The sequence below is a fragment of the Marinicella meishanensis genome, from assembly GCF_019931145.1.
In the GTDB taxonomy this organism is placed as follows: Bacteria; Pseudomonadota; Gammaproteobacteria; order Xanthomonadales; family Marinicellaceae; genus Marinicella; species Marinicella meishanensis.
Genome location: NZ_JAIOUV010000006.1, coordinates 296,110 through 322,782, shown reverse-complemented (window position 1 = coordinate 322,782; position 26,673 = coordinate 296,110). Strand labels below are relative to the sequence as shown.

Below are 26,673 nucleotides of genomic sequence, written 5' to 3'. Positions count from 1 at the left end.
AAAAGAAATGATGTATTATGCATCAACTGGTGAGTCTGCCAATGCGGCATGACTCAAGTAAAAAACTCTCCGGTAAACCCGGGGCGATTCACTTTTCGTCTTGAGTGAATCTTGCTCATAAACTAGGAAAAGCGCAACCAGTAACTCAGAAAAATCATTAGTTCTAGTGTTAATACTAATCATCCATCACAAGAGTTTATCGTTTATATAAGCGGAAATTTTATTCTTGGCAGTGTTAATATTTATTATGAATTTATGTGATGTTATTTTGTTTTTTGTAATCAGTTCAGATAAGTCATCAACGCTGTAAGGGCTCATATTTTTATCACTAATCACAAAGTAGTGGTACTTATTTTCTGAAAGCAAGTAGTCATGTTTCTGTTTTTTAAATTTTTCAAAATGATTTTTTATTCTAGATGTTGAAATCCCAGAATCTGCTAAAGATTTAATGCAAATTAATAGTATCAAGTCGTCATAAGAGTACCTTCTACCAACACCCTTTTTCCCAATTGACACGCTCGCTTTCAGTATCGAGTGTCTTTGATAGTAATGAAGCATATGGATACTATGCCCAGTTATTATTGATGCTTCTTCTGTAGTTACCGTTTCCATATTTGAGCAAATATTATAATTGAGTATAGAGCAATACTCAATTATAATATTTAGGTACATGTGGTATAAAGATATTTTCTAAGGAGAAAAGATGACTTCATTCCGTTATATGGGAACAAAGAAATACTTGGCCTTAAAAGTCAAGCGTTCAATCGAGTTGGCAAGCAAGTCAGGTCATGTCGCCGACTTATTTTCAGGAATGGGGGCAGTTGCAAGAGAGTTTTCATCTTCAAGACCTATGTACTTAAATGATGCTTTAACATTTCCTACAATTTGTTCAAAAGCATATTTCTTAGACAACAGCCTCAAAATTGATGATCAGCTGTTAAAAAAATTATATGGGCTCTTCAGAGATCACAGGACTGAATTAAAGAATGTGTTTAAAAGAAGAATACAAAGAGAGAGAAATGCCATTGAAAAAGGAATAAATACTTTAGCTGAGTGGATGATTCATGCCCCCCACGTTGGCAATAGTGTGCATTATCAGAAAATGAAATCTGCTGCCAAGAAAGCTGAAGGGATCTATCACTATCAATTAACAACGCTCTATTACTCTGGATCATACTTTAGTACTACTCAGGCTATCGACCTTGATGCTTTAAGGTTCGCAATAGATGGAGTTTGCAAATTGGAAGATAATTATCCTCTCATTACGATTTGGTTGGCGACAGCAAGCATTCTCATTAATTCTCCTGGCCACTCTGCACAATACCTTAAACCAAACTCACCTTCTTCATACTCTAAAATAAAAAATGGGTTTTCTCGTGATGTCTGGGCAACATTTATCGGCTTACTTGATGATTATTCACCTTGTGGAAACTCATCTTGGAGAAGAAAGAATATGGTTTCAAAAAATGATGCACTTCTATTGCTAGAAAAGGGGTTGCCAGAAGAAGTTTCAATTGTATACGCTGATCCACCATATACAAATGACCAATATTCTAGATACTATCATGTGTTTGAGACGTTATTGCTCTACAACTTTCCTGACTCAACTGGTTGTGGCCGTTATCCAGAAGGGCGTTTCAGTTCGCCATTTTGCTTAAAAACCAAAATTGTTAACGCTTTTGAACAATTATTTTGTGGGGTATTTGACCATTCTATACCACTTGTATTATCTTATCCCTCTGATGGTTTACTATCAAAGGTTGGTGTAGATGTAGTTGAATTTGCAAACGATATGTTTGCTAAGGTCGAAGTTATTGAAAATCAGATCAGCCATTCAACAATGGGAGCATCAAAAGGATCTCAGAAAAAGTCAGCAGTTGAATATATTTTGACATGTCACCCGGCATAAGTGGTGAGGAGTAGAAATGAGTAATGTAGAAACACTGGATATAGGAAAAATTGAGAAGGACCCTAATAACCCTCGCTTAAATTTTCCTGAAAGCGAGATAAACAAGTTGGCAGAGTCAATAGATGAAGCTGGTGTCTTGGTGCCAGTGGTAGTTTATCAAATGGGCAAAAAGTATCGATTGCTTGATGGAGAGAGAAGATGGACTTGTTGTAAAAAACTGGGAATTTCAAAAGTTCCCGTAATTAAGATCGACAAACCTACCGAAGAAAAGCGTTTAACTTGGATGTTTAATATTCATCAAGTTCGTGAACGGTGGCAAGATATGCCAACTGCCATTGCTTTAAAAAACCTGGTTAATGAAACTGGTATTACTGAAACTAAAGAACTGTCTAGAAGGACTGGTCTATCTACAAAGCTTGTAAAACAATACTTATATATAGTGGAGCTGCCTCAAGATATGCAAGACTCAATAGCAAATCATGAAATAGCAATGAACTATTTCTGGGAACTTAAACTTGTGATGGATAGTTTAAAGAAAAACCGACCAAATATTTACAATGATTATGGAGATAAAGAACTGTTGAAACGGTTCGTTGAGAAAAGGAAAAACAATGTAATAACGGATACAGTTTCGTTAAGAAATGCCAACTACATTATCAAGAAAGCCGCAGAAGATGACCCAGACAATGTTAATGAAGGAGAGCTGGATAAAATGATAAGAAATTTGATTGATGATGATCAAATGTCAGTAAACGATGCATATGAAGAGTCTGTAATGGTGGCTGTCGAACTTGATAAGCTATTAACCAAATCAATGTCCGTGGTAAAAGCTTTTACTCGCCTTTTAAGCAAAACTCAGGAAAATAGTGAATTAAAAGAGATAAAAGAGATTGGGGGTCGAGTTGTTGCTCAGTTAAATACTGCTCTTGAATCCAAATGAGTCAAAATAATGAAATTACAAATGTATTAAGCAAATTAGAATCTGTAAAAACATTTCAAATTCCACAAAAGGCTATAAAATTGTCAGCAGATATTTCTTGGATGCCTGATGGAAAATGTAAAATAAATGGCAAGAAAACACTTGTTTGTATTCACTCTGTTAATGATGAACTACCAATATTTTTAATGAAACGAATTGAGGCGGCTGTTAATGCGGGTATTCAAATTCTAATCGTTTCTGGTTATAAAATTTTAAAGAATCAAAATCAACTATCAAAACTTGTAGAACTCAATGTATTGGTTTCTTTTATTGGAATAAATATTGAGTCTATTGAAAAGCCAGAATTTATTGCTACAGCAATATCGAAATCAAAAATTAAAGTCTCTAGACAATTATTATCGCATACGCTCACTCTGAGTCGAGAAGCTGTAAAAGTAGCTGAAAAAGGAAAGAGGTTTGAGCAATTCTTATGTCTATTTTTCTCACAGATTGAAGATTTTTTTATAATCAGTTCAAACTATCGGACAAAAACAGAAGAAATTGACATCGTAATTCAAATCAAAGAGTCTAATTCATCAAGATGTTGGGCAAGATTTGAAGCTCCATATATTTTAGTTGAAGCAAAAAACCAAGTTGAAAAAGTTGGCCAAGGAATTATCTCAAAACAATTAGGAATCATGATAGGGAAAGCGATCGCTACAAAACTGGGAATTTCTGTGTCTATGAATGGGTTCACTACAAATGCAATTAATCAGACATTTAGAAACAATGACTCCAAGAAGAAAGTAATTTTGATTACTGCAAAAGAGATAGAACATTGGATCCTACAAAATAAACCATTAGACGATCAACTTGAGGCGCACGTTAGTAAATCATTACTTGAATGAGTCTTTTTAGAATATTTTCTACTTAAAGCTAATCTAAGTAAAAAATTGAGACTTGATTTCATATTTAAATTATTCAAATTCATTATGTTGTCGGAATTAGAAGTAAGAAGATTGTATATTGAGGATTTTGAGTGGGAGAGAACAAGCCAGAGTTGGAAAGATCTGAAACCGCAAAAAGATTTTAATCAGTTCAGTCATAATGATGAATCATTGGAGGAATATTACCAAAGATTAAAGACGAGGTTTAATATTCCTAAGCCTGTTTTGAAGCAGTGGCTATTTGGATTATATTACGATCAAGATACTGTAAATAATTACGGTTGGATTGACTTTGATAAAGTAATGTTCAAATTATCAGAGCTTTCGACTGATCAGGTTTTAAAACTAAGAGTAATAGATAACTTTCAAGCTCATGTAGATGAAGGAGCCGGATTTAATGCATATGATCAGCTTCCGTGCCAGCCACATGACACAGAATTCTGGCGTGATTATGGAACTTGGAGGACCCCACCAATAGTACTAGACGTTACTTCACTAAATTCCCAATCTATACCCTTGCACGCTGACATTAAATCGGATTTACAGTTGGTAGAAGGACATTCACGATTAGGTTATTTTCATGCAATAAATAAATGCGGCCATAGGCTTAGATCTAATCATAAAGTGTACATAATGACCGTTAAAAAATAATTTACAGTTTCATTGCTAGATTTACTAGAAGCTTCTAGTGACAAATGACCTTTCCTATATTTGCAAATATCAACAGGGCATCGCTGTTCATTTTGACAACTCCATCATCATCTATTGTCATGTAGGGCGGATATTCATTACCTTTGTCGTCTGTTATTTTTCCAGATTGAAGATCATCAATGAAAGACCGAAGCTTGTACACTAACGATCTATCATTTTTGATAACTCCAAGATCCATTATGTGTCCATTTTTATGTACAAAAGCATCTCTGACCAATTTTAAACACTCCAACTCACGTTTCTGATTTCCTCCTAGTCGACTTATCCACTTATCTCCGAGAGTGCTTTCCATATATGAAAACAATGATACGAGCATTGCTCCAGCTACCAAGTTTTCATTGTCTGCAAAGATTTGAGTTCGCTCGGGAGTGTCCTCTGCATAATGCTTTATTCCATAGGTTAAAGCATGATAAAGCCCCGAAAAATAATGGTATCCAATTTTTTTCATATTTATTTTCAGAATTCATCTTCTAAAAGAAGATCATCCCACAACATCATTATTCGGGGAAGCTCATCAAATTTTAATGCCTTGAACAACTTTGGATCTGCACTATGCATTTCTCCAGTTACGCTGTCCAGTGGGCCATCCCACCCACCAGACAAAGCTGGTTCAACGCCATTGGCATCTCCCCATGCTACTATCCTGTTATCTATCCACCCATGAAGTTTCCAGAAATGACTGTTAACATGACTTGAGAACGGAGAACCAAGCCAGTCATTATCTACATCCAGTGTGTTTGTGTTATCAGGTGGTTCAGAACTCCAGTGCATGTGCATCCACCCGTGTATCGATCTCTCTAACTCCGTTCCCAAAGCGTCCAATGTGATGTTTCTGAGCCACTCTCTATTTGAGAATTCATTTTCGACCCTGTTCTTGTAGTAGTTTGTTACATTTTGGTCTTTTGAATTGCGAAATATATTTTGCAAATCAGGGTTAGATGCTAAGTCAATCTCCGGCATTGGCCATACAGGATCATTATGATCCCATGGAATGTTTACCCATGGGATAACAACATCCTCTTTAATGTGATGGTGATAGTGGTGTCTTCCTTCATTTGCCCACGAGTTTGTCATTTCAATCATTCTTTGATGCATGAACAGAAAGTCAATTCCAGCACCTTCTTGAGTTTCGAATCTAGGTGGCTCCCAGCCATCAGCAATTAGCTGTTCTCTGCTTTCTGTAGGCAAACTGTTCCAGGAACTTTCATTTCTCACAAGATGCCATATTGCGTGATACATCCTGATTCTCTCAGATGCCAATTTCTCTTTTACCGCCTGTGGAATATCACCATAAGCCATACCTTTCTCCTGTTAATTGGTTATCACAAACTTATTTTTTCATAATTAAAGCATGTAGTCAGCCTTTTTTCCATGGATGTACATAAATTATATTTTATTTTTAATTAAAATTTGACCTTATGTCCGGGTCAAAAAATGACAAAATATCTATTGAAAACCTGGAGAATTACTTAAGCATCGCTTAAACAGAAGATTTCAAAACTCTCTGGGAAAAAGCAAGCCTGTGGGTTTTTCCCTGATTATAGGAACACATCTGAAAAGGGTTTTCTTAACCATTACAGAGGTGTTTTTGCAAACTCGAAGAAAATTATCTAAAGAATTCAAAGAAGAAAACCGTCAGGTTGGCCAACCAATCGGGGTCACGCTCGAACAATTGGGAGCTAAGCTTGGCTTGAGCCCCAATTTGATCAGTCGCTGGAGACGTGAGTTAATTCAATCAGGAACAGGGGCATTCTTAGTAAATTGTATTTGAGCAATCCCCTCCTAATTGAATATTCAATCAATCAACAACCTAGAACATAATTAACTCTTGTTGTTCTAGGTTGTTGATTTTAAAAGAAATGTGTTAATGAGTAATTTTGGCGTCAACCACAAAAAAAGCCCGGGCTGGCCGGGCTTTTCTGAACACGTGTTGTAACGGTTATCTGGCCGCGTTGCTGCTCATGCTGCCGTTCCTGCCACTGTCGCGGGTTTGTGCCATGTCACGCATGCCCTCGGTGTGACATTGACCGGTTTTGTGGCCCCGGTTGTTGGCGCCCGACAGCTGGCCTCGTGACCGCTCTGTGGTGCCATCCTCTGGGTCTGACAAGACCAAATCTGAGGCGATGTTGCAGTAGTCCCAACGCCACCACTTGTCGGTGAATGAAGTGGTGTAGTAATTGACCTTACTGCGGGCCCAAGTGGGTATGCCTGACAACCAAGCACTGGCGCCTGAAGTCGTCAGGTTGCCGTTGTAGCCACAACCGATGCCAAATATGTCACCAATCAAGGCCAAGTTGCCAGCCAACGGCGTGCCTTGATACGGGGTACCAACGGACTGAATCAAGCGACCAGAGCCGGCATTGTCCAAGCCACTCCAGTAATAGGTGTACAAATGCAAGGCAGCCGCGCCACCTTGCGAATGGGCCACCACCCCAAAGGATGGGAAATTGTCACCGTAGCTGTCAATCAAACGTGCAAACTGATCATGCGAACGGTTTTGATTGAAGTCGGTGAATTTGACGTAATTACTGAATTGATTTTGCACCGGTCCCCAAGCATCGCCTGAGCAATAGCCGTGCACCAACATCAATTTACCACCGGCCGCTTTGGGGCGATTGTTCAGGACTGCTGGCTTGTCCCCCTGCAGCATGGATTCAGTGATACCGCCTTTGTAAGACGACTTGGATTGTTGCCGGATACTGGGTAACAGCAAAGGCAACTCATCGACAGCCAACATATTGATGTAATACTGGGTGTCTTCCAAACGGATGTTTTTCAAGGCATATGGTCCGCTCACACCTTGGTCCAACAACCAGCGGTCATCCAATTGCAGGGTCAGTTCACCGTGGTTGATTTCCGCAATGGTGGATAACCAGGACACCGCTTTGGCGGTGGCGGCTTTTTGGCTTGGATCGGTGCCCCAAACCTCGGCCATCACGCGAAAGCGACCGTTGTCCAAAGCGGTATCCACCCCAAAACTCAAATCAATTTTATGCGGTGCCGAATAGGCGCCGGTGGCGACTTTGGTGCTCAATGACAAATCTGACTCAATCACCGGAATCACATGTTCAACGGTGCGATAAAACGGTTTGCCGTTGGGGGTGAGGCCTTCGGAGATGACTTGCACTTGATACAAGCCCGCCTGCTCTGCCACAAATTGACCATTGAATTGGCCGTCAGAGGCGGCCTTGTCAGTGGCCATACCGTCATCAAACATGGACACTTCAAAGGTCACACCATCGGGCTGGGTGATGCGTAAGTAAGAGGATTGAATCATTTGCAGGTCATTGGTGACCATGGTGAATTGCTTGTCACTGGTGGTGGCTGAGGCATTCAGATCAATCACCTCACCGACCAAATAACCAGCGGCGTTGGCAAATGATTGCAGCTGGTAAGGGCTGTCACTGCTGACCAGCAGGTAGCCGGCTTCATTGTGGCTGGCTTGTACCCCAAATTTGTATTCGCCCGAAGGCAAGTTTTGCAACTCGAATTGGGTGGCAGGAAATTGTTCCTGACCCATGCCAAACTCGGTTTCCCGGGTAAAAAATTCGAAGCTTTGCTGGCTTTTGTTCTGCCCCATTCCACGGATACTCAATTGCCACTTGTCGCGATTGGGCGCAAACAACAAGGCCTTGGGATTGTCGCCATCAATCTTCACCGACTGTTCCCAGCCATAACTGCCTTGTTTGTTGGGCGCCATGTTGACCGCGATCATGGCATGTTTTGAGGTGATGGCATGTTCGGCCGGGTGGCTTTTTTGCAGCAGCTCGATTTCTTCGGCAGGACCTGCCAAGTGCTTGGGAAAGTGGTTGGTGTTGGCCAAACTGGCAGACGCAGTCAGCAACAAAGAGGCAGAGACGCCCCATGCTTTCATTTGATTCATTGTTAAACCCTCTAGTTTTTTGTTAATCGATCGCCGTTGTAAACGTCCCCACGTAATGCATTTTGCATTCACACCGGTGGCTTGATTGTTGTCGTGTGACCTCTGGGGTCTGTATCACCATGGTGTCCAAAAACGCGATCGCAAATTAAAATAACACAGACTGACCGTTTTTTCAAACGTTTGTTTGAAAAAGCTTTTCAATTTGCCCTGGTCAGGGCGCAATGGCTGGTCTTGCTGGTTGCAGTCGGTGGTCACATCACACCAGACCTGGTTAACTTATGCGACAACATTCGTTATAATATGTCGCTTTTTTCAGGGGTCGAAATGAGCCGATACAACGAATACTTAGCAGACATCGAAGTCCGCCAACAACAAGGATTGCATCCCTTACCCATTGACAACGCCGACCTGTTGGCAGAAATCATCAATCAGATCAAAGACCAAAACCACCCCCACCGAGCCCAGTCGCTGGAATTTTTCATTCATAACACCTTACCTGGCACCACCGCTGCAGCCAAAGAAAAGGCGGCCTTTTTAAAGGCCATCATCTTGGGCCAGACTGAGGTCCCTGAAATCACGGTTGAATTCGCATTTGAGTTGTTGTCACACATGAAAGGCGGCCCATCAGTGGCGGTCTTGATTGATTTGACCTTGGGTGATGACCCAGCCATCGCGCAAACCGCTGCCGACGTGCTGAAAACCCAAGTGTTCTTGTATGAAGCAGACACCGATCGCTTGGCCGCGGCCCACCAAGCGGGCAATCCCATGGCCACCGCAGTATTGAACAGTTATGCGCAAGCGGAATTCTTCACTCAATTGCCGCCGGTGGCTGAGACCATTGAGGTGGTGACCTATGTGGCTGCCGAAGGCGACATCTCGACCGACTTGCTGTCGCCGGGCAACCAGGCCCACTCCCGTTCCGATCGCGAATTACATGGCAAAAGCATGATCTCACCGGCGGCCCAAGCAGAAATTGTGGCTTTGCAAGAACAACACCCGGACAAACGCGTGATGCTGATCGCTGAGAAAGGCACCATGGGTGTTGGTTCCTCTCGCATGTCAGGGGTCAACAATGTCGCCTTGTGGACCGGCCAACAAGCCAGTCCATATGTGCCCTTTGTCAACATCGCGCCCATCGTGGCTGGCACCAATGGCATCTCCCCCATATTCCTGACCACCGTTGACGTCACCGGTGGCATTGGCTTGGATTTGAAAAACTGGGTCAAAAGACAAGACGCCGATGGCAACCCGGTGCTTGACCAGCAAGGTGAGCCGGTGTTGGAACAAGCCTATTCTGTGGCCACTGGCACGGTGCTGACCATCAACACCCAGGACAAAACCCTGTATCAAGGCGAGCAAGCCCTGGTCGACATTGCCGCGGCCCTCACCCCACAAAAACTGGAATTCATCCGCGCCGGTGGCTCATATGCCATCGTGTTCGGGAAAAAATTGCAAAGTTTTGCAGCGGACCTGCTGGGGATCGACAAACCCCAGGTGTTTGCCCCATCCAAAGAAATCACCCATGCAGGCCAAGGCCTGACCGCGGTGGAAAAAATCTTCAACAAAAATGCCGTGGGCGTGGGCACCAACGAAGCCTTGCATGCGGGATCAGATGTGCGCGTCAAGGTCAACATTGTTGGTTCACAAGACACCACCGGTTTGATGACTTCTCAAGAACTGGAAGCCATGGCTGCCACAGTGATTTCACCCACCGTTGATGGCGCTTACCAATCGGGATGTCACACCGCCTCGGTCTGGGATCACAAAGCCCAGAAGAACATCCCCAAACTGATGAACTTCATGAATCAGTTTGGCTTGATCACAGCCCGCGATCCGAAAGGAAAATACCACGCCATGACCGACGTGATTCACAAAGTGTTGAACGACATCACCGTCGATGAATGGGCCATCATCATCGGTGGCGATTCCCACACCCGCATGTCCAAAGGGGTGGCTTTTGGCGCCGATTCAGGCACGGTTGCCCTGGCGTTGGCCACCGGTGAAGCCACCATGCCCATTCCAGAGTCGGTCAAAGTCACCTTCAAAGGTGACTTGCTGGACCACATGGACTTCCGCGATGTGGTGCATGCCACCCAAGCCCAAATGTTGAAAAAATTCGGTGAGAATGTGTTCCAGGGTCGGGTCATCGAAGTGCACATCGGCACCTTGGCGGCAGACCAAGCGTTCACTTTCACTGATTGGACCGCTGAAATGAAAGCCAAAGCCTCGATTTGTATTTCCCAAGACGATACCTTGATTGAGTCTTTGGAAATTGCCAAAAGCCGCATCCAAATCATGATCGACAAAGGCATGGACAATCAAGCCCAGGTGTTGCAAGGTTTGATTGACAAGGCCAACCAACGCATCGCCGACATCCGCTCCGGTGAAAACCCCGCACTGATGCCTGATGACAATGCCCAATACCACGCAGAAATGGTGGTGGATTTGGATGCCATTGATGAGCCCATGATTGCCGACCCCGATGTCAACAATGCCGACATTTCCAAGCGATACACCCACGACACCATTCGTGAACTGTCCTACTATGGTGGCAACAAAGCCGTTGATTTGGGCTTTGTTGGCTCTTGTATGGTGCACAAAGGCGATTTGAAAATCATGGTGCAAATGTTCCGCAATTTGGAAGCGGCCCACGGTGCCGTGACGTTCCAAGCCCCCTTGGTGGTGGCGCCGCCCACTTACAACATCGTTGATGAGTTGAAAGCCGAAGGTGATTGGGAGATATTGCAAAAATACTCAGGCTTTGTGTTTGATGATGCGGCCCCCAAACAACAGGCCCGGACTGCTTATGAAAACATGATGTATTTGGAGCGACCTGGCTGTAACTTGTGCATGGGCAATCAAGAAAAAGCGGCCAAGGGTGACACGGTCATGGCCACCTCCACCCGTTTGTTCCAAGGCCGTGTGGTGGAAGACTCCGCGGAGAAGAAAGGAGAATCGCTGCTGGCTTCCACGCCGGTGGTGGTGCTGTCAACCGTGCTGGGCAGAACCCCCACCATTGAAGAATACAAAGCCGCTGTGGCCGGGATCAATTTGACCCAGTTTGCGCCACCCACGCAACAACTCAACACCCGTCCGGGCAACCTGGCTTTTTTGCGCAACCGCCAAGCCGCCAAAGCCAATCCACTGCCTGACGTGGTTGGATAAACCGCGGTTGAAATGACTGGCTGAACAATTCGTTGGGTGCCTGCACTCGGGCACCCAACGACCAGCCTGCCACCCCCTCATTGCTTCTATTTTTACTGCTGACCCGTATACATCTTGCCTGTTAATTTCACGGCAATGATGCGATAATAAAAGCATAAGAAATCAGATCCACGTTCAATGATCAATTGAACCAATCAACAAGGGTGCTTCAATGAGTGATACACTAAAAACCGCCGATGTGTTGGCGTGTAACAACCAGACCTACAAATACTTCAGCCTGAAAAAATTGGCCGCCAGCCATGACATCAGCCATTTACCATTCAGTTTAAAAATCCTGCTGGAAAACCTGTTGCGCCATGAGGATGGCGTTGACGTGACTTTGTCAGACATTGAGGCCTTGTGTCAATGGGACCCCCAAGCCGAACCGGCCACCGAGATCGCCTTCACCCCATCGCGGGTGGTGCTACAAGATTTCACCGGGGTACCCGCTGTGGTTGATTTGGCCGCCATGCGCGATGCCATGAAAATGCTCGGTGGTGACGTCGAAAAAATCAATCCGCTGTCACCAGCCGAATTGGTGATTGACCACTCCATCCAAGTGGACAAATATGGCACCCATGATGCCGCTGATTTGAACACCCAAATTGAATTCCGGCGCAACATGGAGCGCTATGGTTTTTTGAAATGGGGACAAAGTGCTTTTGACAATTTTTCTGTGGTGCCACCAGGCAATGGCATTGTGCATCAGGTCAATCTGGAATACCTGGCGCGGGTGATTTTTGGCGCCGAGCAACGGGGCGAACTGATGGCCTACCCCGATACCGTGGTCGGTACCGATTCACACACCACCATGATCAATGGCATCGGCGTGTTGGGCTGGGGTGTGGGCGGCATCGAAGCCGAAGCGGCGATGCTGGGCCAAGCCATTTCCATGCTGATTCCGCAAGTGGTCGGCTTCAAGTTGACCGGTAAGCTGCAAGAAGGCGTGACCGCCACCGACTTGGTGTTGACCGTGGTGGATATGTTGCGTGAGCACGGCGTGGTCGGTAAATTCGTGGAATTCTTTGGCGCCGGCTTACAACATTTGCCGTTGGCCGATCGGGCCACCATCGCCAACATGGCGCCTGAATATGGCGCCACTTGCGGCATTTTCCCAGTGGACCAGGAATCCCTGCGTTATCTGCGCTTGACCGGTCGCACTGAAGATCAAGTCAATTTGGTTGAAGCCTATACCAAAGCCCAAGGCCTGTTCCACGATGAGCACAGCCAAGATGCTTCTTACACCGCGGTGCTGGAACTGGACATGGGCGATGTGGTGCCGAGCATTTCTGGCCCCAAACGGCCACAAGACCGGATTGTGCTTACCGAGGCCAAAGCAACCTACAACAAACATTTCAACGAATTTGAAAACGGCAGAGCGCCCAAGTCAGTGCCCGTGAGTGCCGCCAAAGGCGACTATTCATTCACCGACGGCGACATCGCGGTGGCCGCCATCACTTCGTGTACCAACACCTCCAATCCAGCGGTGATGCTGGGCGCAGGTTTGTTGGCACGCAATGCCGCGGCGAAAGGCTTGGAGGTCAAACCCTGGGTCAAAACTTCTTTGGCCCCAGGCTCCAAAGTGGTGTCTCATTATTTGAATTCTGCTGGCTTGATGGATGATTTGGAAGCCCTGGGATTCAATGTGGTCGGCTTTGGTTGTACCACCTGCATTGGTAATTCAGGGCCGTTGGACCCGGCCTTGTCCCAGGCCATCAATGGGCATGATTTGATCGCCACTTCGGTGTTGTCGGGTAACCGCAATTTTGAAGGCCGCATCCACGCCGACATCCAAATGAACTTTCTGGCCTCACCGCCGCTGGTGGTGGCCTATGCCATTGCCGGTACCATGAATTTTGATTTATACAATGATTCCTTGGGTGATGACCCAGACGGCAACCCGGTGTACCTCAAAGACATTTGGCCCAGCGATCACGAAATTGCTGACACCATCCAAAGCAATGTCAACCAAAACAGTTTCGCCCAAGGTTATGAAGGCATATTTGAAGGCGATGCCAATTGGGAGGCGGTCAAAACCAACCCCTCAAAACTGTTTGACTGGCAAGCCGATTCAACCTACATCAAAAACCCACCCTACTTCGCTGGCATGACCATGGATGTGGGCACCATCGACAACATCACCGGAGCCCGGGTGTTGGCCAAGCTGGGTGACTCAGTGACCACCGACCACATCTCCCCAGCCGGCGCCATCGCCGAAGATTCACCCGCCGGTGAATACCTCAAAAGCAAAGGGGTGGACAAAGCCAATTTCAATTCCTACGGCTCGCGCCGGGGTAACCATGAAGTGATGATGCGTGGCACGTTTGCCAACATCCGCTTGCGCAACCAGCTGGCACCCGGCACCGAAGGTGGCTGGACCCGACACCAGCCCTCCGATGAGGAAATGAGCATTTTCCATGCCGCCATGCAGTATCAAGCAGAGGGCGTGCCCTTGCTGGTCATTGGTGGCACCGAATATGGCACCGGTTCATCGCGTGACTGGGCCGCCAAGGGCACCAACCTGTTGGGCGTCAAAGCCGTCCTGGTGCAAAGTTATGAACGCATCCACCGCTCCAACTTGGTGGGCATGGGCGTCATTCCGCTGCAATTCAAAGCCGGTGAAAGTGCCGACAGCCATGGCTTGACCGGGACCGAAGTGTACGACGTCAGTGGACTGCAAAATGGCGCCAGCAAAACCGCCCGGGTCACCGCCCACCGCCATGACGGCACCTCGGTGTCATTTGAAGTGGATGTGCGCATTGACACCCCGAAAGAGGTGGAATATTGCCGCCACGGTGGGATTTTGCATTACGTGTTGCGCAACCTGGCCTCCTGAAGCATCACCGCACCGACATCGCCAGCACAGCCTTACAGGGTCAGCCACCGTCAAGCTGACCCTACTGGGCTTGGCTTGTGCTATCATGAAAACCAATCAACCCAATCAACGACACCCCATGAAAACCGCCACATCCACCCTGCTTTTTTTGCTGTTCATGGCACCCCAAACCATGGCCCAAACCGGCGAGCTGAAAGCTTGTCGCACAATCTCCGATGATGCCCAGCGTTTGGCTTGTTACGACCGCATTGGTCTGTCAGAAGATACAGCCAACAGCGATCAGCCCGAGCCGCAAGCCGCACCGACCAACAACCACTTTCCGGCCTTGTTGGCTGATTTGAACGAACCCAATTTATACCTCAGTTATGGCCGCCTGGATTTCTTGGGCGATGACTTCAATGCGTTTTTATTCGGTGCCGGCATTCGTCAATCGGTTAAAGATTTCCGGTGGTCAGATGACCATTCCTTGACGTTCAATGTGTATGGCCAAATCCGCTCACAGTTCGATGTCGATGAATTGGACACCCGCAACAACCGCGGCGGTGCCTTGATCAACACCGATTTCACCATTGGGGGTGAGTTGGTGCAGTCGTTGGACACCTGGAACTGGCGTTTCAGTTACAGCCACCGCAGCACCCATTTGGGCGATGAATTCATCATTGACAACCCCAACTACCTGACCGATCGACTCAATTTGTCATATGAGGTGGTGCGATGGACTGCTCACAAGCCCTTAGGCAACTGGGATATTTATGGTGGCCTGGGTTTCATCACCCGGTCTGAACCCGGCAATTTGGCCAAAGACATGTGGCAATTGGGTTGGCAATGGCAAGGCGCGCTCTGGCACAACCTCAAGCCCGTTTGGGCGGTGGATCTGCACTCTTGGGGGGCTTACGACTCAGCCATCAACATCAACACCCGCCTGGGGGTGGAAATTCAACAATGGACGCAAACGCCGTTTCAAGTGTTGCTGGAATATCAGGACGGCCACTCACCCTATGGTCAATTCTATACCGAAGACCTCACTTTCATGGGCTTGACCCTGCTCAGCAATTGGCGCTGATTGGGGCCTGGCAGCCCTCAGTGGTTTAGTCAACGCAGGCTTGGGTCGGTTAAATAGTCCACCTCTTTGACCTGATTGCGGCCAGAGTTTTTCGCTTCGTACAAGGCCGTGTCAGCCAATTGATACAACTTGGCTGAGGTGAATTTGGTGGGATTGATGGTGGCCAGACCCACTGAAACCGTGATTTCTATGCTTTTATCCGCACCGGCTTTGAATTCAGTGGCGCCCACTTGCTGCCTGATTCTTTCCGCCAAATTTTTGGCTTGTTCTGGTAAAGTCCCTTTCAGCAAAAAACAGAATTCCTCACCCCCAATGCGGGCCAGACACTGCACCGCCCCATGATCAAACTGGGTCAAAACCTCAGCCAATTGATGCAGTACGGCATCGCCGGCCGGGTGCCCATAGGTGTCATTGACTTTTTTGAAGTGGTCGATGTCTATGATCAGCATCGACATCGGCAACAAAGCCTTTTGACATTCCGCATACAACTCAGTCAAAACCGTGTTGAACACCCGGCGGTTGTTCAATTGGGTCAATTCATCTTCCTGGGCCATGACATTGAGCTTGGCATTGGCCACCTGTAACTTTTCGGTGCGCTCAGCAATGGTGTTTTGCAGCTCTTGATTCATGCGCAGAATTTTTTGTCGACTGAGTTTGATTTCCTGATACAAATTACTGATTTCTTCTGGCAAATATTCATTCTGCTCAAACTCAGTCATGTCGGCGCTGAAATCGGCTCCTTGCTCAATCATGTCATTCAAGCGTTGCATGTAGTAAGACCAAGAATGGGCAATGGACCAAGCCAACAATTTGGAGACCAGCACCACCAACACAATGGTGAAGGCAAAGATGATCAAAATTTGTTCAATCACGCCAGCAAATTTGGCCTCATCCTGTATGGTGATCAAGCGCCAACCCCACGGCAATTGATGTTCATTCTTAGAGTATACCGATGGCATTTGATGCCCATTGCCACGAAACACATGAACCAATTCATGGTCATAAAAACGGTCCACGCCTTTGCTGAATGTCAGTGATTCCAAAGGCTCCAAATTCATGCTGGATGAAGCCATCAACACCTGACCCGTTTGGTCCAGCAAGGTGGCTTCAACCGAGGCATCGATGTTGTCAAGAAATCGCTGTACCGATTTCAGCGAATACAGGATAAAGGAGCCTTCCACCACCCCCAGACGGGGTTGGTCAGGGTCTGTATCGGGCACCCCGATGCTCACTGCGGTGATGATGTCTGAACCAAAACCGCGGCCGATGAAACCGGGTGACACATACACCGCATCTTGTTCCATCGCTGCAATGAAATAAGCCCGGTCACCGACGTAAATTTGTTCATTTTGCAGCAACACATTGCGCACCAGTTCGGGTGGCGATGAGTGTAACAGGTTACCGGTCTGATCCGCGATCACCATGGTCATGAATTCGGGGTATCGTTCGTTGAACGTTGACAAAGCATCTTGACGCATTGATGGATCATCCCACACATAGCTCAAGGTAGACCGCAACTCAGTCATGGCCGTTAATTTTTGTTCAAAAATCAGCTGCAATTGAGACACCAGTTTTTCATGCTTTTGATCATGGCTCTGGCTGAATTTTTCGCCGTTGTTTTTGATGTTCTGATTGAGGTTAAAGAAAAAGAACAAAATGCCCACGGTGATCAACAACGACGCAATGATGTGCGAGGACTGGTCCTTGATGGACAGGGTTTTGAATTGGCCGCTGCGACTCAAAAACTTTTTCAACAAGGGCACGTAGATCAACAGCGCGGTGATGTGGGCATAGACGATGGCATTGGTCAGTTGTTTGATGAGGATGGCGGTGCGGTGGGTGTCTAAAAACAGTTCATACTGGGCAATCGAATACCAGGACACTGGCATACCTATGAATAACCAATACGCCATCACCACCAAGATCACATTCCACCGCCGGTAATAGCAGATCAGACCGACAAACAGCGCTTCCATGCCAAAGGTCAAGGTGGCCCAGTAACTGCCCCAGGCCCACACCAAGGTGGACGAAGCAATCATGCTGGTCAACAAACCGACAATGGGGCCGCGAAAAATCGCTATCAACAACACCAAGGCCGGACCAAACACAAATTCGGCTTCAAAAAACAACGGCAGACGAAACATGTTGATGATGGCCGCGGTTAAACCACCAATCACGATCAATAACACGTCTTTGCTTATGCCAGTCAGTTGCATTTGGAAAAATTAATCTCACACACCAATTCAATATATCCGACAACATCCACCGTTGTGAAACAATTGAACAAATAGCAGGAAAAACTGGCCAGATTGCCCAGAAAAAAGGGGTTTGAACGCCGCTGGTGGTCAAAGCAGCAAAAATTTGTCATTTAAATAACAAATTCAATCCTGCCATGGTGGTGGCTTGAATTCAAGTCAGGTCATTCAATCAGCCAAGGGGCGACCACCTTCGGCAAAGGCTTTGAAATCGGCCAAATACTGGCAAGACTGTTTTTTGAACATGGACGTGGGCATGAACCAAGACATGAGGCGCATCATGCCGGTGAATTTGAATACATTGTCAGCTTCCCACACCGTCTGCCCTTGGGCATTTTCATGAAACCGATTGATCACGTGGTTCCAGACCCCTGGGCATTCGTAGGTGGCAGAAAATTCATGCGGTAGGTTATTTTTGGTGATGGTTTCCACCAACGACATGGCTTTTTTACCGTGCAAATAATCCAAACGCATGGTGGCACCTTCCGTGCCAGGATCGCCCTGTAACAGTTCATAAGACTGTAAGCCGCGTTGCCAATGCCGCATGTTTTCTGGATTGTCCAATAACTCGACAAAGCGGTTCAATGGCACCGCCACGGTGATGCTGGTTTGGTATTTCATGAGACCCTCCTGCTGAAAGTTTGTTGTGCTTGATCATAACACCAGATGTTGCCTGGCTTGAGGTGCACCCCACCCAGCCAAAGATTTGGTTTGACCCAATCCAGGTAGTGGGCCTCTCGGCTGCGAACACGTCGGCCCAACTCAGTCACCATCAGCGGTTGAGTCAAGTCCAACTCAGGCCCATCGTGGGCCGCTTGGTGGCACAAAGGATGCGGGCCAGACATCAGTTTTTCCAACAGTTTAAAAAACAAAGTGTCACCCAAATAAGGCGCCGTTTCAGCCTGATTCAACTGGTGAAAAACATGACCTGGCAGTTCACCGTCCATGATCAAATGCAGCGCCTGGTGGGCCGTAAAACCCAAGCCATTGTCCACACTGGGGAACTCCTGACAGAAACGTTCGATGGCCGCCGGCACGAAAGGCAACAATTCATTGGCTTGATCAATCATGGGCAACCAAGCCATGGGATCTGACCCTGTGAGTCGCTGCCAACAGGCACTGGCCAAGGCATAATGCCGCTCGGTTGCCTGTTCATGAAACCGCGTCAATTCCACCAGTTCATCGGTATAGGCAGAACCCAAAAACAAGTCAGTGACAATCAGCTGAACCCGGGCCGGATCGAACTGTTGTTGCTGCAAAAAGTGCAACACCCACAACAATTGCAATTGGTCATACAAATCATGTTCAAACCACAAGTAGATGACTTCATAAGGCGTCAAATCACCCAGCACTTGGCGCCGTTCTTTGGTGTACTTTGCAACCGTATCAACGGGGGCCCATTGCTCGGCCAAGATGTATTGATTGCGCACAGAATGATCAGACAGAAAATCATCTTCCCATTGCAGCGGTCCTTCGTGCAAGGCATCGCGAATGGGCAGAAACACACCGGTAAAACCCGCTGCTTGTAAACCGCCCACCGCGCTGTCACCATTGGTGATGTGCAGGACGGCGTCGTTCACTCCAATTCAGCCAGCACGCAGCGCAGCGTGCCATAATCATACATGCCATCCAAGGCGTCATAAACGGGTTTGAGCTTTTTCTCTTCCAGGTATCCTGACATTTCTGCCATTTGAATGATGTAATCGATGTCACCATCGGTCAAGCCGGTGACGTCCTTTTTGTCAACCAAGCCCACGGCAATGGCTTTGGACAGGTGCATGTAGACGGTGTTGACGTTCAAATCCAAGACTTCAGCGACTTTGTCCACCGATTGATGCTCCAAAAAATGATCCAGTGAGACATTCACGTCATCTTCCAAGCGGTTGTCCAACTTGTCTGGCAAGGGGTTGTCTTTGATCACTTGAATAAAATCGGCCCCGTATTTGGCCAGTTTGTATTCCCCCACCCCGGAAATGTACATGAATTTCTCGCCTTCCACCGGGCGTTTTCTGACCATTTCCAGCAGCGATGCATCACTGAAAATGACATAAGGTGGCACACCCTGATCGGTGGCCAGGTCCATGCGCAACTTTTTCAAGGCGTTCCACAACACGGTGTCATGGCGGCCCAAATCCACTTCTTCGCTGCGCTTCGACTTGTTCTTAGCCTTGACCACATCCCGCAAATAAAATGATTCATCACCCTGAAGGATGGATTTGGCTTTTTCAGCCAATTTCAAAGAGCCGTATTCGGCGTCCACATCGATGTAACCTTGACTGATCAGTTGACGATACAAGCGGCGCCACCAGGTTTTGACGTGGTCTTTGCCCAAACCAAACACGTTCAACTCATGGTGCTTCAATTTTTTCACCCGTTCATCGTTGCCGGACCCCAGCAACACATCAATCAAATACATGATGCCGAACTGCTGGCCGGTGCGGTAGATGGCAGACAAGGCCATTTGGGCTTCTTTGGAGGCATCAATTTTTTCGGGCGGATTCAGACAGTTGTCGCAGCTACCACAAGGTTTTTCGAGGTTTTCATTGAAATACCGCAACAAGGTTTGGCGGCGACAATCCAACTGCTCGCACAAATCAACCAAGGAGTCCAGTTTGTTGTGCAGCACATTTTTGTGTTCATCCCCGGCGTCTGAATCCCGAATGAACTGCCGCTGCATGACCACATCTTTGTAGTTGTAGGCCATCCAGGCATTGGCCGGCTGACCATCGCGCCCGGCGCGGCCGGTTTCTTGATAATAAGATTCAATGTTTTTGGGCATGCTGAAATGCGCCACAAAGCGCACATCGGGCTTATCAATCCCCATACCAAAAGCAATGGTGGCCACGATGATAACCCCGTCTTCCATCAAAAACTGACTTTGATTCTGCTCTCTGATTTTGTTCGACAAACCGGCATGGTAGGGCAAGGCTTTGCGGCCTTTGCCCGACAGAAACTCAGCCACCGACTCCACTTTGCGGCGCGACAGGCAGTAAACGATGCCCGCATCATTGGGGTGGTTTTCATTGATGAAACGCCACAGTTGTTGTTTGCCGTTGTCTTGTTCTTCAATGGCGTAGGTGATGTTGGGTCGGTCAAAGCTGGAGATGAAAATTTCAGCGCCATCCAACTGCAACTGGGTGACGATCTCAGCCCGAACCTTTTCGTCCGCGGTGGCCGTCAAAGCAATTCTGGGGACGTTGGGAAAGTTTTCGTGCAGCACCGACAGTTGTTGGTACTCTTTGCGGAAGTCATGGCCCCATTGCGACACACAATGGGCTTCATCAATCGCAAACAAGGCCACCTCGATCTGTTTCAGGAATTCTTGGGTTTCTTCACCCAACAACCGCTCCGGTGACAAATACAACAAATCCAATTGACCGGCTGTGGCCTGTTGCATGACCGCCGCCACTTCGGCTGCCGACAAGGTGGAATTGATGTAGGCGGCACTCACGCCCAACTGTTGTAAGGCATCCACCTGGTCTTGCATCAATGCAATCAAGGGCGAAACCACCACCCCGACCCCCGCTCTGGCCATCGCCGGAATCTGATAACACAGTGATTTCCCGCCACCGGTTGGCATCAACACCAAGGCGTCTTTACCAGCGATTAAGGTCCCCACGATGTCCTCTTGCTGGTGCCGATACTGATCGTACCCAAAAACCTCTTTCAGTATATTTTTAGCTGCACACATCTTATTGATTTTAAACCATGAAACATCCATGCACAACTCCCGTGTTTTTTGTTTTTATTCCCGTCGATTCTCAAGTTTTGCGAATGGCCTTTGCTGTAATGGGTGGAAATCAAACAGGAGACCCGACATGACCCAAGCCAAACAACCCATCTTGACCACTGTGCTGCTGATTGGCGGCTGCTTTTTGTTGTTATCGGTACCCAGTTGGGTGGCGCTGCCCATGTTGGGCTGTGCTTTGTTGTGGAGTGTGTTGCATTTCACTTGCCGTGAGGTCACTTTGTGGCAGCACCTCCGGGCTTTCATCATCGAATTTTTTGGCTTTTGTTGTTTGGTGGCCTGTTTCACCGGCACCATGGTGGCCATGTATGGTTTGTTGTTTGCCTGAATCTAACCAGACCGGTAATAGAAGCGCTTGATTCAGTTGGCGTTCAAGTTGATGACCGATAATGAAGCCATTGTGACACCGAGATTGAACATGAATACAGGCAGCAAATTAATCATCACCTTGGGCTTGGGCTTGGCCTTGTCAGCCTGCATGCAACCACCCAAACCGTTGCGTGGTCAATTCAGCGAAATCAGCCCCCTCAACTACCAAAAGCAACCGGTTGCGGACCTGATGGTGCGTTGGACCGGTTTTGTGGTGGATGTGGAAAACAGCAAAGAGCACAGTTGTTTGACCATCGTCGCCAAGGTACCCGATCAAGTGGCACGACCCTCCAAACGCATTCGCGTGGACCAAGGGCGTTTCCTGGCGTGTAAACCCACCTTTTTGGAACCGAGCAGTCTGCTGAAAAAACCCGTGACCGTGACCGGCCCAGTGAAGCGTTTGGTGGAGAAAAAAATCGATGACATGAGCTACAACTATCCGTTGGTTGATGCCCAGGTCATTTACATTTGGTGAGCATGTCTTCAGCACTGAGCTGTGCATTCAGGCGTTCTAGCTTTTCTGCCATGGCGTGATTTTCCATGTACAATTCATCCAATAAGTTGCCCAAGTAAAACATTTGCAACCATCCTTGATGAATCATATCTAAAAACCAGCCGTTGCTGTAGCCCAAACGCTTGGCATCTACGGTAGAGTGATGCCACTTATGCCGCTCCAATAATATCCGATAAATGGTCATGGCCTGCTCAGGATGTTGTTCATCGTCCACGGCTGCCAAAGCATCAATTAATTGCTGATCCTGATATTGACGGTAATCAATTTGTAAGTCCACATCCATGATGGTAACTCAACCAGCAGGCAGAAGCCTGTGCCAGAGGTCAGTTTGACTGCAGCACCTGTTGCACCACAGGCAGCACATGGGCCACTTCAATCAAATCCATGGCCCCTGGAAACTCGGTTTTGGTACCCCATTTAACCTGCATCACAGTTTGACCCAGGAACTTCTCGCAGGCTTCTGGGTATTTGTCCACGGTCAGCTCTGGGTATTGGTAAGAGCCCGATCGCCGGAAATTACTGGCGGCCAACAAACCAATCACTGGGGTGCCGACACAGCCAGCCATGTGCAATGGGCCAGAATCGGGTGAAATGACCAAATCCGCCTGTTGTAACAAACACCACAGTTGCTTCAAGGTGTCTTGGCCGGCGATGTTGGTGACCGCCCGCTCCGTGCTTTGCTCAATCTCGGCCACCAATGCCAGCTCCTTGGGGGCTGGGCTGCCGGTGAGGATCACATGTGCGCCATGGCGTTCAATGATCTGGTCAACCAAAGCCGCGTATTTGGCCACCGACCAATTGCGCAATGGGTGGCTGGAACAGGGGCTGATGACCACATTCTTAACCCCAGGTTTGATCAATTGATGGGCGAATTGTTGATCGGCTTCGCTCATGGGCAAGTCCCAATTCATGACTTTTTCTTGACACCCCAAATGGCTGGCAAATTGCATGAAACCATCCAACACATGGCAATCAGGCAGGTGGGGAATGCGTTCATTGATCACCCAGGAATGCATTTCTTTGGCCCGCTGTCGATCAAAGCCGATGCGGCGCTTGGCGGCAATGAAGCGAGCCACCACATTGGCCCTGAAAGACAACTGCATGTGCAACAGCACATCAAACCGCCGGCCTTTGAGTTGTTGTCGCAAGGCTTGAATGCCCCGCCAACCTTGTTTTTTATCAAACTCGATGAATTCAACCCCAGGCAAACCGGACAACAAGCGATGCTCCAACCGGCCTATTACCCAGGTGATGGGGCAGCCGGGAAATTTTTTTTGCAAAGTTTTGACCACCGGTATGACGTGCGTCACATCACCAATGGCCGACAATCGGAACAAACAAATGGACGCCGGAATGGGGCTCTGGTTTGTTGTCATCAATCAAATCATTTAAAATAATGCATTCTATCATCGACTGACCACTGAACTTGCACATTAACCGAAAAAACAACCGCTGGATCATCTGTGATCCCGCCCTGAAAGACGAGGTTGAAGACCAGTGGTTCACCCAAAAATACTGGATGAACCAAGGCCGTTTACTGGGTGCCAGTTCAGGTCGCGGCGCGGCCTGGATCATCAAATCTGAATGGGGCAAATGGATTCTCAGGCACTATTTCAGGGGCGGTTTGTATGCCAAACTCAATCAAGACCAGTACCTGTGGACCGGCATCAAGCACACACGGGCATACCGGGAGTTTCAATTGTTGGCTGAGATTCAAGCGCTGGGGTTACCCAGCCCACAACCCATGGCCGCTCGGGTGGTCAAAAAGGGACTGTTTTACCGCAATGATTTGATCATGTCCTACATCCCTCATAAACACACACTGGCGCAAATATTGGCTGACGACGACTTGCCTTTGGACCAATGGCAACACATTGGCCAATTGATTGCCCAGTACCACCAACAGGGCATTTACCACTCCGACCTCAATGCCCACAACATCTTGATGGATGGAGAGAAGATTCATTTGATTGATTTTGACAAAGGCATGCAGAAATCACCCCATTCAAGTTGGCAACAAAGCAACCTGCAACGGTTGCAACGTTCCATTGAAAAGGTGAGCGGCCAAAGTTCTGAAAAAGCACTGTCTGCAGCCTGGCAAGCTTTACTCAAAGGTTATCAGACATGAGTCAGTATCCGGTTGTCGATCAATTACAGCGCCCGGTTAAGGATTTGCGCATCTCACTGACCGATCGCTGCCAGTTTCGTTGTCATTATTGTTTGCCCGCCGAACATGTGGCTGTGATGCGCCAACAAAGTCAACCAGAAAAGCACCTCAATGACGAGCAGATCACGGCGGTGGTTGCCGCCTTTGCTCAATTGGGTGTCAGCAAAATCCGCTTGACCGGTGGTGAACCTTTGCTGCGGAAAAATGTGCCGGCATTGGTACACCGGATCAAGCAAGTCAAGGGCATTGAGGAAGTGGCGTTGACCACCAATGCCGGCTTGCTGGACCCGGTGCTGGACGATTTGGTGACCGCCGGCTTGGACCGCATCACGGTTTCTTTGGACGCCTTGGATCCAGAATTGTTTGCAGCCATCACCGGTACCCAATACCCAGTGACACAAGTCCTCAACGCCATCCAACGCTGTGTCGATTCCGGGCTCAAACAAGTCAAAGTGAATTGCGTGATTCAGAAAAACACCAATGAACACCAAATCGTACCGATGTTGGCGCATTTTCGCGACACCGGCGTGGTGGTTCGATTCATCGAATACATGGATGTGGGCACCATCAATCAATGGCAACCCGATCAAGTGCTGTCCAGTCAACACATGCAACAAATGGTGGCGGCCCATTGGCCATTTGAGTCACTGCCACCGCAAGTCAAAGGTGAAGTGGCCAATCGCTTTCGCTTCAATGACGGTGGTGGTGAGTTTGGGCTGATTTCATCCATCAGTCAGCCATTCTGTCACGACTGCAACCGCGCCCGCTTGAGCACCCAAGGCGAGATTTACACCTGTTTGTTCGCCCACCAGGGTCACGACATCAAAGCAGTGATTGAACAACCAGACCTTTTGTTGCAGCGCCTCACTGAAATCTGGCAACAGCGGCAAGACCAATATTCAGCCCAGCGGTCACAGCAACGCCCATCCAACAAGGGCAAAATTGAAATGTTCATGATCGGAGGATGACCCACCCATGACCCAAGACCTGAGTCACATTGATGCCCAAAACAACCCCACCATGGTGGATGTCAGCGGCAAAACTGCCACTGTTCGCACCGCCGTGGCCCAAACCCGGGTGCAATTGCCACCTGCCGTGCAAGACGCCTTGTTGGATGGTGACATCCAAAGCAAGAAAGGACCGGTGTTTCACACCGCCATCATCGCCGGTGTGATGGCCGCGAAAAAGACCCATGACTTGATTCCTTTTTGTCACCCATTGCCCCTGGAAAAATGCGACATTGAAATTCAAGTCGATGCCGCCAAGCACTTGCTGATTCAATGCCGCTGCCAAGTATTGGCCAAAACCGGGGTGGAGATGGAGGCCTTGACCGGGGCCAGTGTGGCGGCCCTGACGGTTTACGACATGTGCAAAGCCCTGAGCCACGACATCATCATCGGCCCCACCCAATTACTCGAAAAAACCGGCGGCAAAACCGACCACAAAAAAACATGAACTCAGCAACAACCATCACCATTGAATTGTATGGCCAGTTGAAAGACACCTTTGCGGCCCAAACCATCGAGCACCGTTTGGAACCTGGTGTACCCACAAATGTGCAGCAACTGTATCAAGCCTTGCGTGCGCAACAGCCCAACGCCCCACAGCAACAACAGATACGCCCCATCATCAACGACACGTTCGTCGAATGGGATGCCGGTTTTCAAGCCGGTGATGTGATCGGCTTCTTGCCACCGGCCTCCGGGGGTTGAATGTTTACCCTCAGCGAGCAACCCATCGACGCGCAAGCACTCAAAGCCCAGGTCAAAAATCCCCGCAGTGGCGGCTTTGTCAATTTTGAAGGCTGGGTCAGGAACCACAACAAAACCGCCCAGGATGAAACCGCTGCAGTCACCGAACTGCACTATGAAGCCCATGAAAAACTGGCCCAACAAGTGGGTCAGCAAATCATCGATCAGGCGATGCAGCAATTTGATATCAATGCCGCGGTTTGTTGCCACCGGGTGGGTCAATTGCAAATCGGCGACATGGCCATCTGGGTAGGGGTTTCGGCCGATCACCGTCAGGCTGCTTTTGCGGCCTGTGAATTCATTTTGAATCAAACCAAAGCGCAGGTGCCCATTTGGAAAAAAGAGCATTACAAAAACGGCGATTCTGGCTGGGTTGAAGCCAACCTGTAACCCTGTT

At 47.9% G+C, this 26,673-nt stretch carries 24 protein-coding genes; 14 read left to right on the top strand and 10 right to left on the bottom strand.

Annotation, left to right across the window (positions count from 1 at the left end; all coding sequences use genetic code 11):
- Positions 1-186 precede the first annotated feature (186 nt).
- Entirely contained in the window at positions 187-612 is a 426-nt protein-coding gene (locus K7G70_RS12315; RefSeq protein WP_223788954.1) for a MerR family transcriptional regulator, read from the bottom strand.
- 91 nt (positions 613-703) lie between these two features.
- Between K7G70_RS12315 and K7G70_RS12310 the strand changes: the two genes are divergently transcribed.
- The 4 genes from K7G70_RS12310 (at position 704) to K7G70_RS12295 (ending at position 4,426) form a co-directional block, all read left to right on the top strand.
- Positions 704-1,909: a DNA adenine methylase gene (locus K7G70_RS12310; RefSeq protein ID WP_223788953.1), complete on the top strand. Its 1,206-nt coding sequence runs from the start codon at positions 704-706 to the stop codon at positions 1,907-1,909.
- A gap of 16 nt (positions 1,910-1,925) precedes the next feature.
- On the top strand, positions 1,926-2,849 hold the full coding sequence (locus tag K7G70_RS12305) for a ParB/RepB/Spo0J family partition protein (RefSeq protein WP_223788952.1): 924 nt from the start codon (positions 1,926-1,928) through the stop codon (positions 2,847-2,849).
- Positions 2,846-3,736, top strand: coding sequence for a hypothetical protein (locus K7G70_RS12300; protein ID WP_223788951.1), 891 nt, complete (start codon positions 2,846-2,848; stop codon positions 3,734-3,736). Before K7G70_RS12305 ends, K7G70_RS12300 begins: the two co-directional genes overlap by 4 nt.
- 84 nt (positions 3,737-3,820) lie before the next feature.
- Complete coding sequence (locus K7G70_RS12295) at positions 3,821-4,426, top strand: hypothetical protein (RefSeq protein WP_223788950.1); 606 nt, start codon at positions 3,821-3,823, stop codon at positions 4,424-4,426.
- A gap of 34 nt (positions 4,427-4,460) precedes the next feature.
- Here K7G70_RS12295 and K7G70_RS12290 read toward each other — a convergent pair whose 3' ends face one another.
- The 3 genes from K7G70_RS12290 to K7G70_RS12280 all read right to left on the bottom strand — a co-directional run bounded on the left by K7G70_RS12290 (position 4,461) and on the right by K7G70_RS12280 (position 8,360).
- Positions 4,461-4,934, bottom strand: coding sequence for a hypothetical protein (locus tag K7G70_RS12290; protein ID WP_223788949.1), 474 nt, complete (start codon positions 4,932-4,934; stop codon positions 4,461-4,463).
- An 8-nt stretch (positions 4,935-4,942) separates the two neighbouring features.
- Positions 4,943-5,785: a hypothetical protein gene (locus K7G70_RS12285; protein WP_223788948.1), complete on the bottom strand. Its 843-nt coding sequence runs from the start codon at positions 5,783-5,785 to the stop codon at positions 4,943-4,945.
- Between the two features lie 640 nt (positions 5,786-6,425).
- Positions 6,426-8,360, bottom strand: coding sequence for a choice-of-anchor X domain-containing protein (locus tag K7G70_RS12280; RefSeq protein WP_223788947.1), 1,935 nt, complete (start codon positions 8,358-8,360; stop codon positions 6,426-6,428).
- A gap of 333 nt (positions 8,361-8,693) precedes the next feature.
- Here K7G70_RS12280 and K7G70_RS12275 point away from each other — a divergent pair, with 333 nt between their 5' ends.
- The 3 genes from K7G70_RS12275 (at position 8,694) to K7G70_RS12265 (ending at position 15,472) form a co-directional block, all read left to right on the top strand.
- Positions 8,694-11,534: a bifunctional aconitate hydratase 2/2-methylisocitrate dehydratase gene (locus K7G70_RS12275; RefSeq protein ID WP_223788946.1), complete on the top strand. Its 2,841-nt coding sequence runs from the start codon at positions 8,694-8,696 to the stop codon at positions 11,532-11,534.
- Positions 11,535-11,745: 211 nt separating this feature from the next.
- Positions 11,746-14,409, top strand: a complete 2,664-nt coding sequence (acnA, locus tag K7G70_RS12270; RefSeq protein WP_223788945.1) for an aconitate hydratase AcnA — start codon at positions 11,746-11,748, stop codon at positions 14,407-14,409.
- A gap of 85 nt (positions 14,410-14,494) precedes the next feature.
- The gene (locus K7G70_RS12265; protein ID WP_223788944.1) at positions 14,495-15,472 is read left to right on the top strand and encodes a DUF1207 domain-containing protein; all 978 of its coding nucleotides are present in this window, start codon (positions 14,495-14,497) and stop codon (positions 15,470-15,472) included.
- Positions 15,473-15,501: 29 nt separating this feature from the next.
- Here K7G70_RS12265 and K7G70_RS12260 read toward each other — a convergent pair whose 3' ends face one another.
- The 4 genes from K7G70_RS12260 to recQ all read right to left on the bottom strand — a co-directional run bounded on the left by K7G70_RS12260 (position 15,502) and on the right by recQ (position 21,418).
- Positions 15,502-17,688, bottom strand: a complete 2,187-nt coding sequence (locus K7G70_RS12260) for a diguanylate cyclase (protein ID WP_223788943.1) — start codon at positions 17,686-17,688, stop codon at positions 15,502-15,504.
- 207 nt (positions 17,689-17,895) lie between these two features.
- On the bottom strand, positions 17,896-18,348 hold the full coding sequence (locus K7G70_RS12255) for an SRPBCC family protein (RefSeq protein WP_223788942.1): 453 nt from the start codon (positions 18,346-18,348) through the stop codon (positions 17,896-17,898).
- The gene (locus tag K7G70_RS12250; protein WP_223788941.1) at positions 18,345-19,307 is read right to left on the bottom strand and encodes a DUF1835 domain-containing protein; all 963 of its coding nucleotides are present in this window, start codon (positions 19,305-19,307) and stop codon (positions 18,345-18,347) included. The genes K7G70_RS12255 and K7G70_RS12250 overlap by 4 nt, the downstream gene beginning before the upstream one ends.
- Positions 19,304-21,418: a DNA helicase RecQ gene (gene recQ, locus K7G70_RS12245; protein ID WP_223788940.1), complete on the bottom strand. Its 2,115-nt coding sequence runs from the start codon at positions 21,416-21,418 to the stop codon at positions 19,304-19,306. The genes K7G70_RS12250 and recQ overlap by 4 nt, the downstream gene beginning before the upstream one ends.
- Positions 21,419-21,545: 127 nt before the next feature.
- On the opposite strand from recQ, the gene K7G70_RS12240 reads away from it, so the two are divergent.
- Together K7G70_RS12240 and K7G70_RS12235 are read left to right on the top strand one after the other, a co-directional pair.
- Positions 21,546-21,803 carry a hypothetical protein gene (locus K7G70_RS12240; protein WP_223788939.1) on the top strand — a complete coding sequence of 86 codons (258 nt, stop codon included), beginning with the start codon at positions 21,546-21,548 and terminating at the stop codon, positions 21,801-21,803.
- Positions 21,804-21,893: 90 nt separating this feature from the next.
- Positions 21,894-22,319, top strand: a complete 426-nt coding sequence (locus tag K7G70_RS12235; RefSeq protein ID WP_223788938.1) for a Slp family lipoprotein — start codon at positions 21,894-21,896, stop codon at positions 22,317-22,319.
- Here the strand turns inward: K7G70_RS12235 and K7G70_RS12230 are convergent.
- Entirely contained in the window at positions 22,303-22,641 is a 339-nt protein-coding gene (locus tag K7G70_RS12230) for a hypothetical protein (protein ID WP_223788937.1), read from the bottom strand. The two genes, K7G70_RS12235 and K7G70_RS12230, sit on opposite strands and share 17 nt — an antisense overlap.
- 40 nt (positions 22,642-22,681) lie before the next feature.
- A complete protein-coding gene (locus K7G70_RS12225; protein ID WP_223788936.1) occupies positions 22,682-23,734 on the bottom strand; it encodes a glycosyltransferase family 9 protein in 1,053 nt (350 codons plus the stop codon).
- 50 nt (positions 23,735-23,784) lie between these two features.
- On the opposite strand from K7G70_RS12225, the gene K7G70_RS12220 reads away from it, so the two are divergent.
- Genes K7G70_RS12220 through K7G70_RS12200 form a run of 5 tightly spaced genes read left to right on the top strand, consistent with a single transcriptional unit; the run spans position 23,785 to position 26,666 of the window.
- Positions 23,785-24,486: a 3-deoxy-D-manno-octulosonic acid kinase gene (locus K7G70_RS12220; protein ID WP_223788935.1), complete on the top strand. Its 702-nt coding sequence runs from the start codon at positions 23,785-23,787 to the stop codon at positions 24,484-24,486.
- Positions 24,483-25,493 carry a GTP 3',8-cyclase MoaA gene (gene moaA, locus K7G70_RS12215; protein ID WP_223788934.1) on the top strand — a complete coding sequence of 337 codons (1,011 nt, stop codon included), beginning with the start codon at positions 24,483-24,485 and terminating at the stop codon, positions 25,491-25,493. The genes K7G70_RS12220 and moaA overlap by 4 nt, the downstream gene beginning before the upstream one ends.
- 7 nt (positions 25,494-25,500) lie before the next feature.
- Positions 25,501-25,980 (top strand): cyclic pyranopterin monophosphate synthase MoaC, encoded by a 480-nt coding sequence (gene moaC, locus K7G70_RS12210; protein ID WP_223788933.1) that lies wholly within the window; start codon positions 25,501-25,503, stop codon positions 25,978-25,980.
- Positions 25,977-26,237, top strand: a complete 261-nt coding sequence (locus K7G70_RS12205) for a MoaD/ThiS family protein (protein WP_223788932.1) — start codon at positions 25,977-25,979, stop codon at positions 26,235-26,237. Before moaC ends, K7G70_RS12205 begins: the two co-directional genes overlap by 4 nt.
- Positions 26,238-26,666, top strand: coding sequence for a molybdenum cofactor biosynthesis protein MoaE (locus K7G70_RS12200; RefSeq protein WP_223788931.1), 429 nt, complete (start codon positions 26,238-26,240; stop codon positions 26,664-26,666).
- The last annotated feature ends 7 nt before the right edge of the window (positions 26,667-26,673 follow it).

Excerpts from the sequence above, each read along its gene's own strand:
- K7G70_RS12315 (WP_223788954.1), bottom strand. The coding sequence starts at position 612 with ATGGAAACGGTAACTACAGAAGAAGCATCAATAATAACTGGGCATAGT.
- K7G70_RS12310 (WP_223788953.1), top strand. The coding sequence starts at position 704 with ATGACTTCATTCCGTTATATGGGAACAAAGAAATACTTGGCCTTAAAA.
- K7G70_RS12305 (WP_223788952.1), top strand. The coding sequence starts at position 1,926 with ATGAGTAATGTAGAAACACTGGATATAGGAAAAATTGAGAAGGACCCT.
- K7G70_RS12300 (WP_223788951.1), top strand. The coding sequence starts at position 2,846 with ATGAGTCAAAATAATGAAATTACAAATGTATTAAGCAAATTAGAATCT.
- K7G70_RS12295 (WP_223788950.1), top strand. The coding sequence starts at position 3,821 with ATGTTGTCGGAATTAGAAGTAAGAAGATTGTATATTGAGGATTTTGAG.
- K7G70_RS12290 (WP_223788949.1), bottom strand. The coding sequence starts at position 4,934 with ATGAAAAAAATTGGATACCATTATTTTTCGGGGCTTTATCATGCTTTA.
- K7G70_RS12285 (WP_223788948.1), bottom strand. The coding sequence starts at position 5,785 with ATGGCTTATGGTGATATTCCACAGGCGGTAAAAGAGAAATTGGCATCT.
- K7G70_RS12280 (WP_223788947.1), bottom strand. The coding sequence starts at position 8,360 with ATGAAAGCATGGGGCGTCTCTGCCTCTTTGTTGCTGACTGCGTCTGCC.
- K7G70_RS12275 (WP_223788946.1), top strand. The coding sequence starts at position 8,694 with ATGAGCCGATACAACGAATACTTAGCAGACATCGAAGTCCGCCAACAA.
- acnA (WP_223788945.1), top strand. The coding sequence starts at position 11,746 with ATGAGTGATACACTAAAAACCGCCGATGTGTTGGCGTGTAACAACCAG.
- K7G70_RS12265 (WP_223788944.1), top strand. The coding sequence starts at position 14,495 with ATGAAAACCAATCAACCCAATCAACGACACCCCATGAAAACCGCCACA.
- K7G70_RS12260 (WP_223788943.1), bottom strand. The coding sequence starts at position 17,688 with ATGCAACTGACTGGCATAAGCAAAGACGTGTTATTGATCGTGATTGGT.
- K7G70_RS12255 (WP_223788942.1), bottom strand. The coding sequence starts at position 18,348 with ATGAAATACCAAACCAGCATCACCGTGGCGGTGCCATTGAACCGCTTT.
- recQ (WP_223788940.1), bottom strand. The coding sequence starts at position 21,418 with ATGTGTGCAGCTAAAAATATACTGAAAGAGGTTTTTGGGTACGATCAG.
- K7G70_RS12240 (WP_223788939.1), top strand. The coding sequence starts at position 21,546 with ATGACCCAAGCCAAACAACCCATCTTGACCACTGTGCTGCTGATTGGC.
- K7G70_RS12235 (WP_223788938.1), top strand. The coding sequence starts at position 21,894 with ATGAATACAGGCAGCAAATTAATCATCACCTTGGGCTTGGGCTTGGCC.
- K7G70_RS12230 (WP_223788937.1), bottom strand. The coding sequence starts at position 22,641 with ATGGATGTGGACTTACAAATTGATTACCGTCAATATCAGGATCAGCAA.
- K7G70_RS12225 (WP_223788936.1), bottom strand. The coding sequence starts at position 23,734 with ATGACAACAAACCAGAGCCCCATTCCGGCGTCCATTTGTTTGTTCCGA.
- moaA (WP_223788934.1), top strand. The coding sequence starts at position 24,483 with ATGAGTCAGTATCCGGTTGTCGATCAATTACAGCGCCCGGTTAAGGAT.
- moaC (WP_223788933.1), top strand. The coding sequence starts at position 25,501 with ATGACCCAAGACCTGAGTCACATTGATGCCCAAAACAACCCCACCATG.
- K7G70_RS12205 (WP_223788932.1), top strand. The coding sequence starts at position 25,977 with ATGAACTCAGCAACAACCATCACCATTGAATTGTATGGCCAGTTGAAA.
- K7G70_RS12200 (WP_223788931.1), top strand. The coding sequence starts at position 26,238 with ATGTTTACCCTCAGCGAGCAACCCATCGACGCGCAAGCACTCAAAGCC.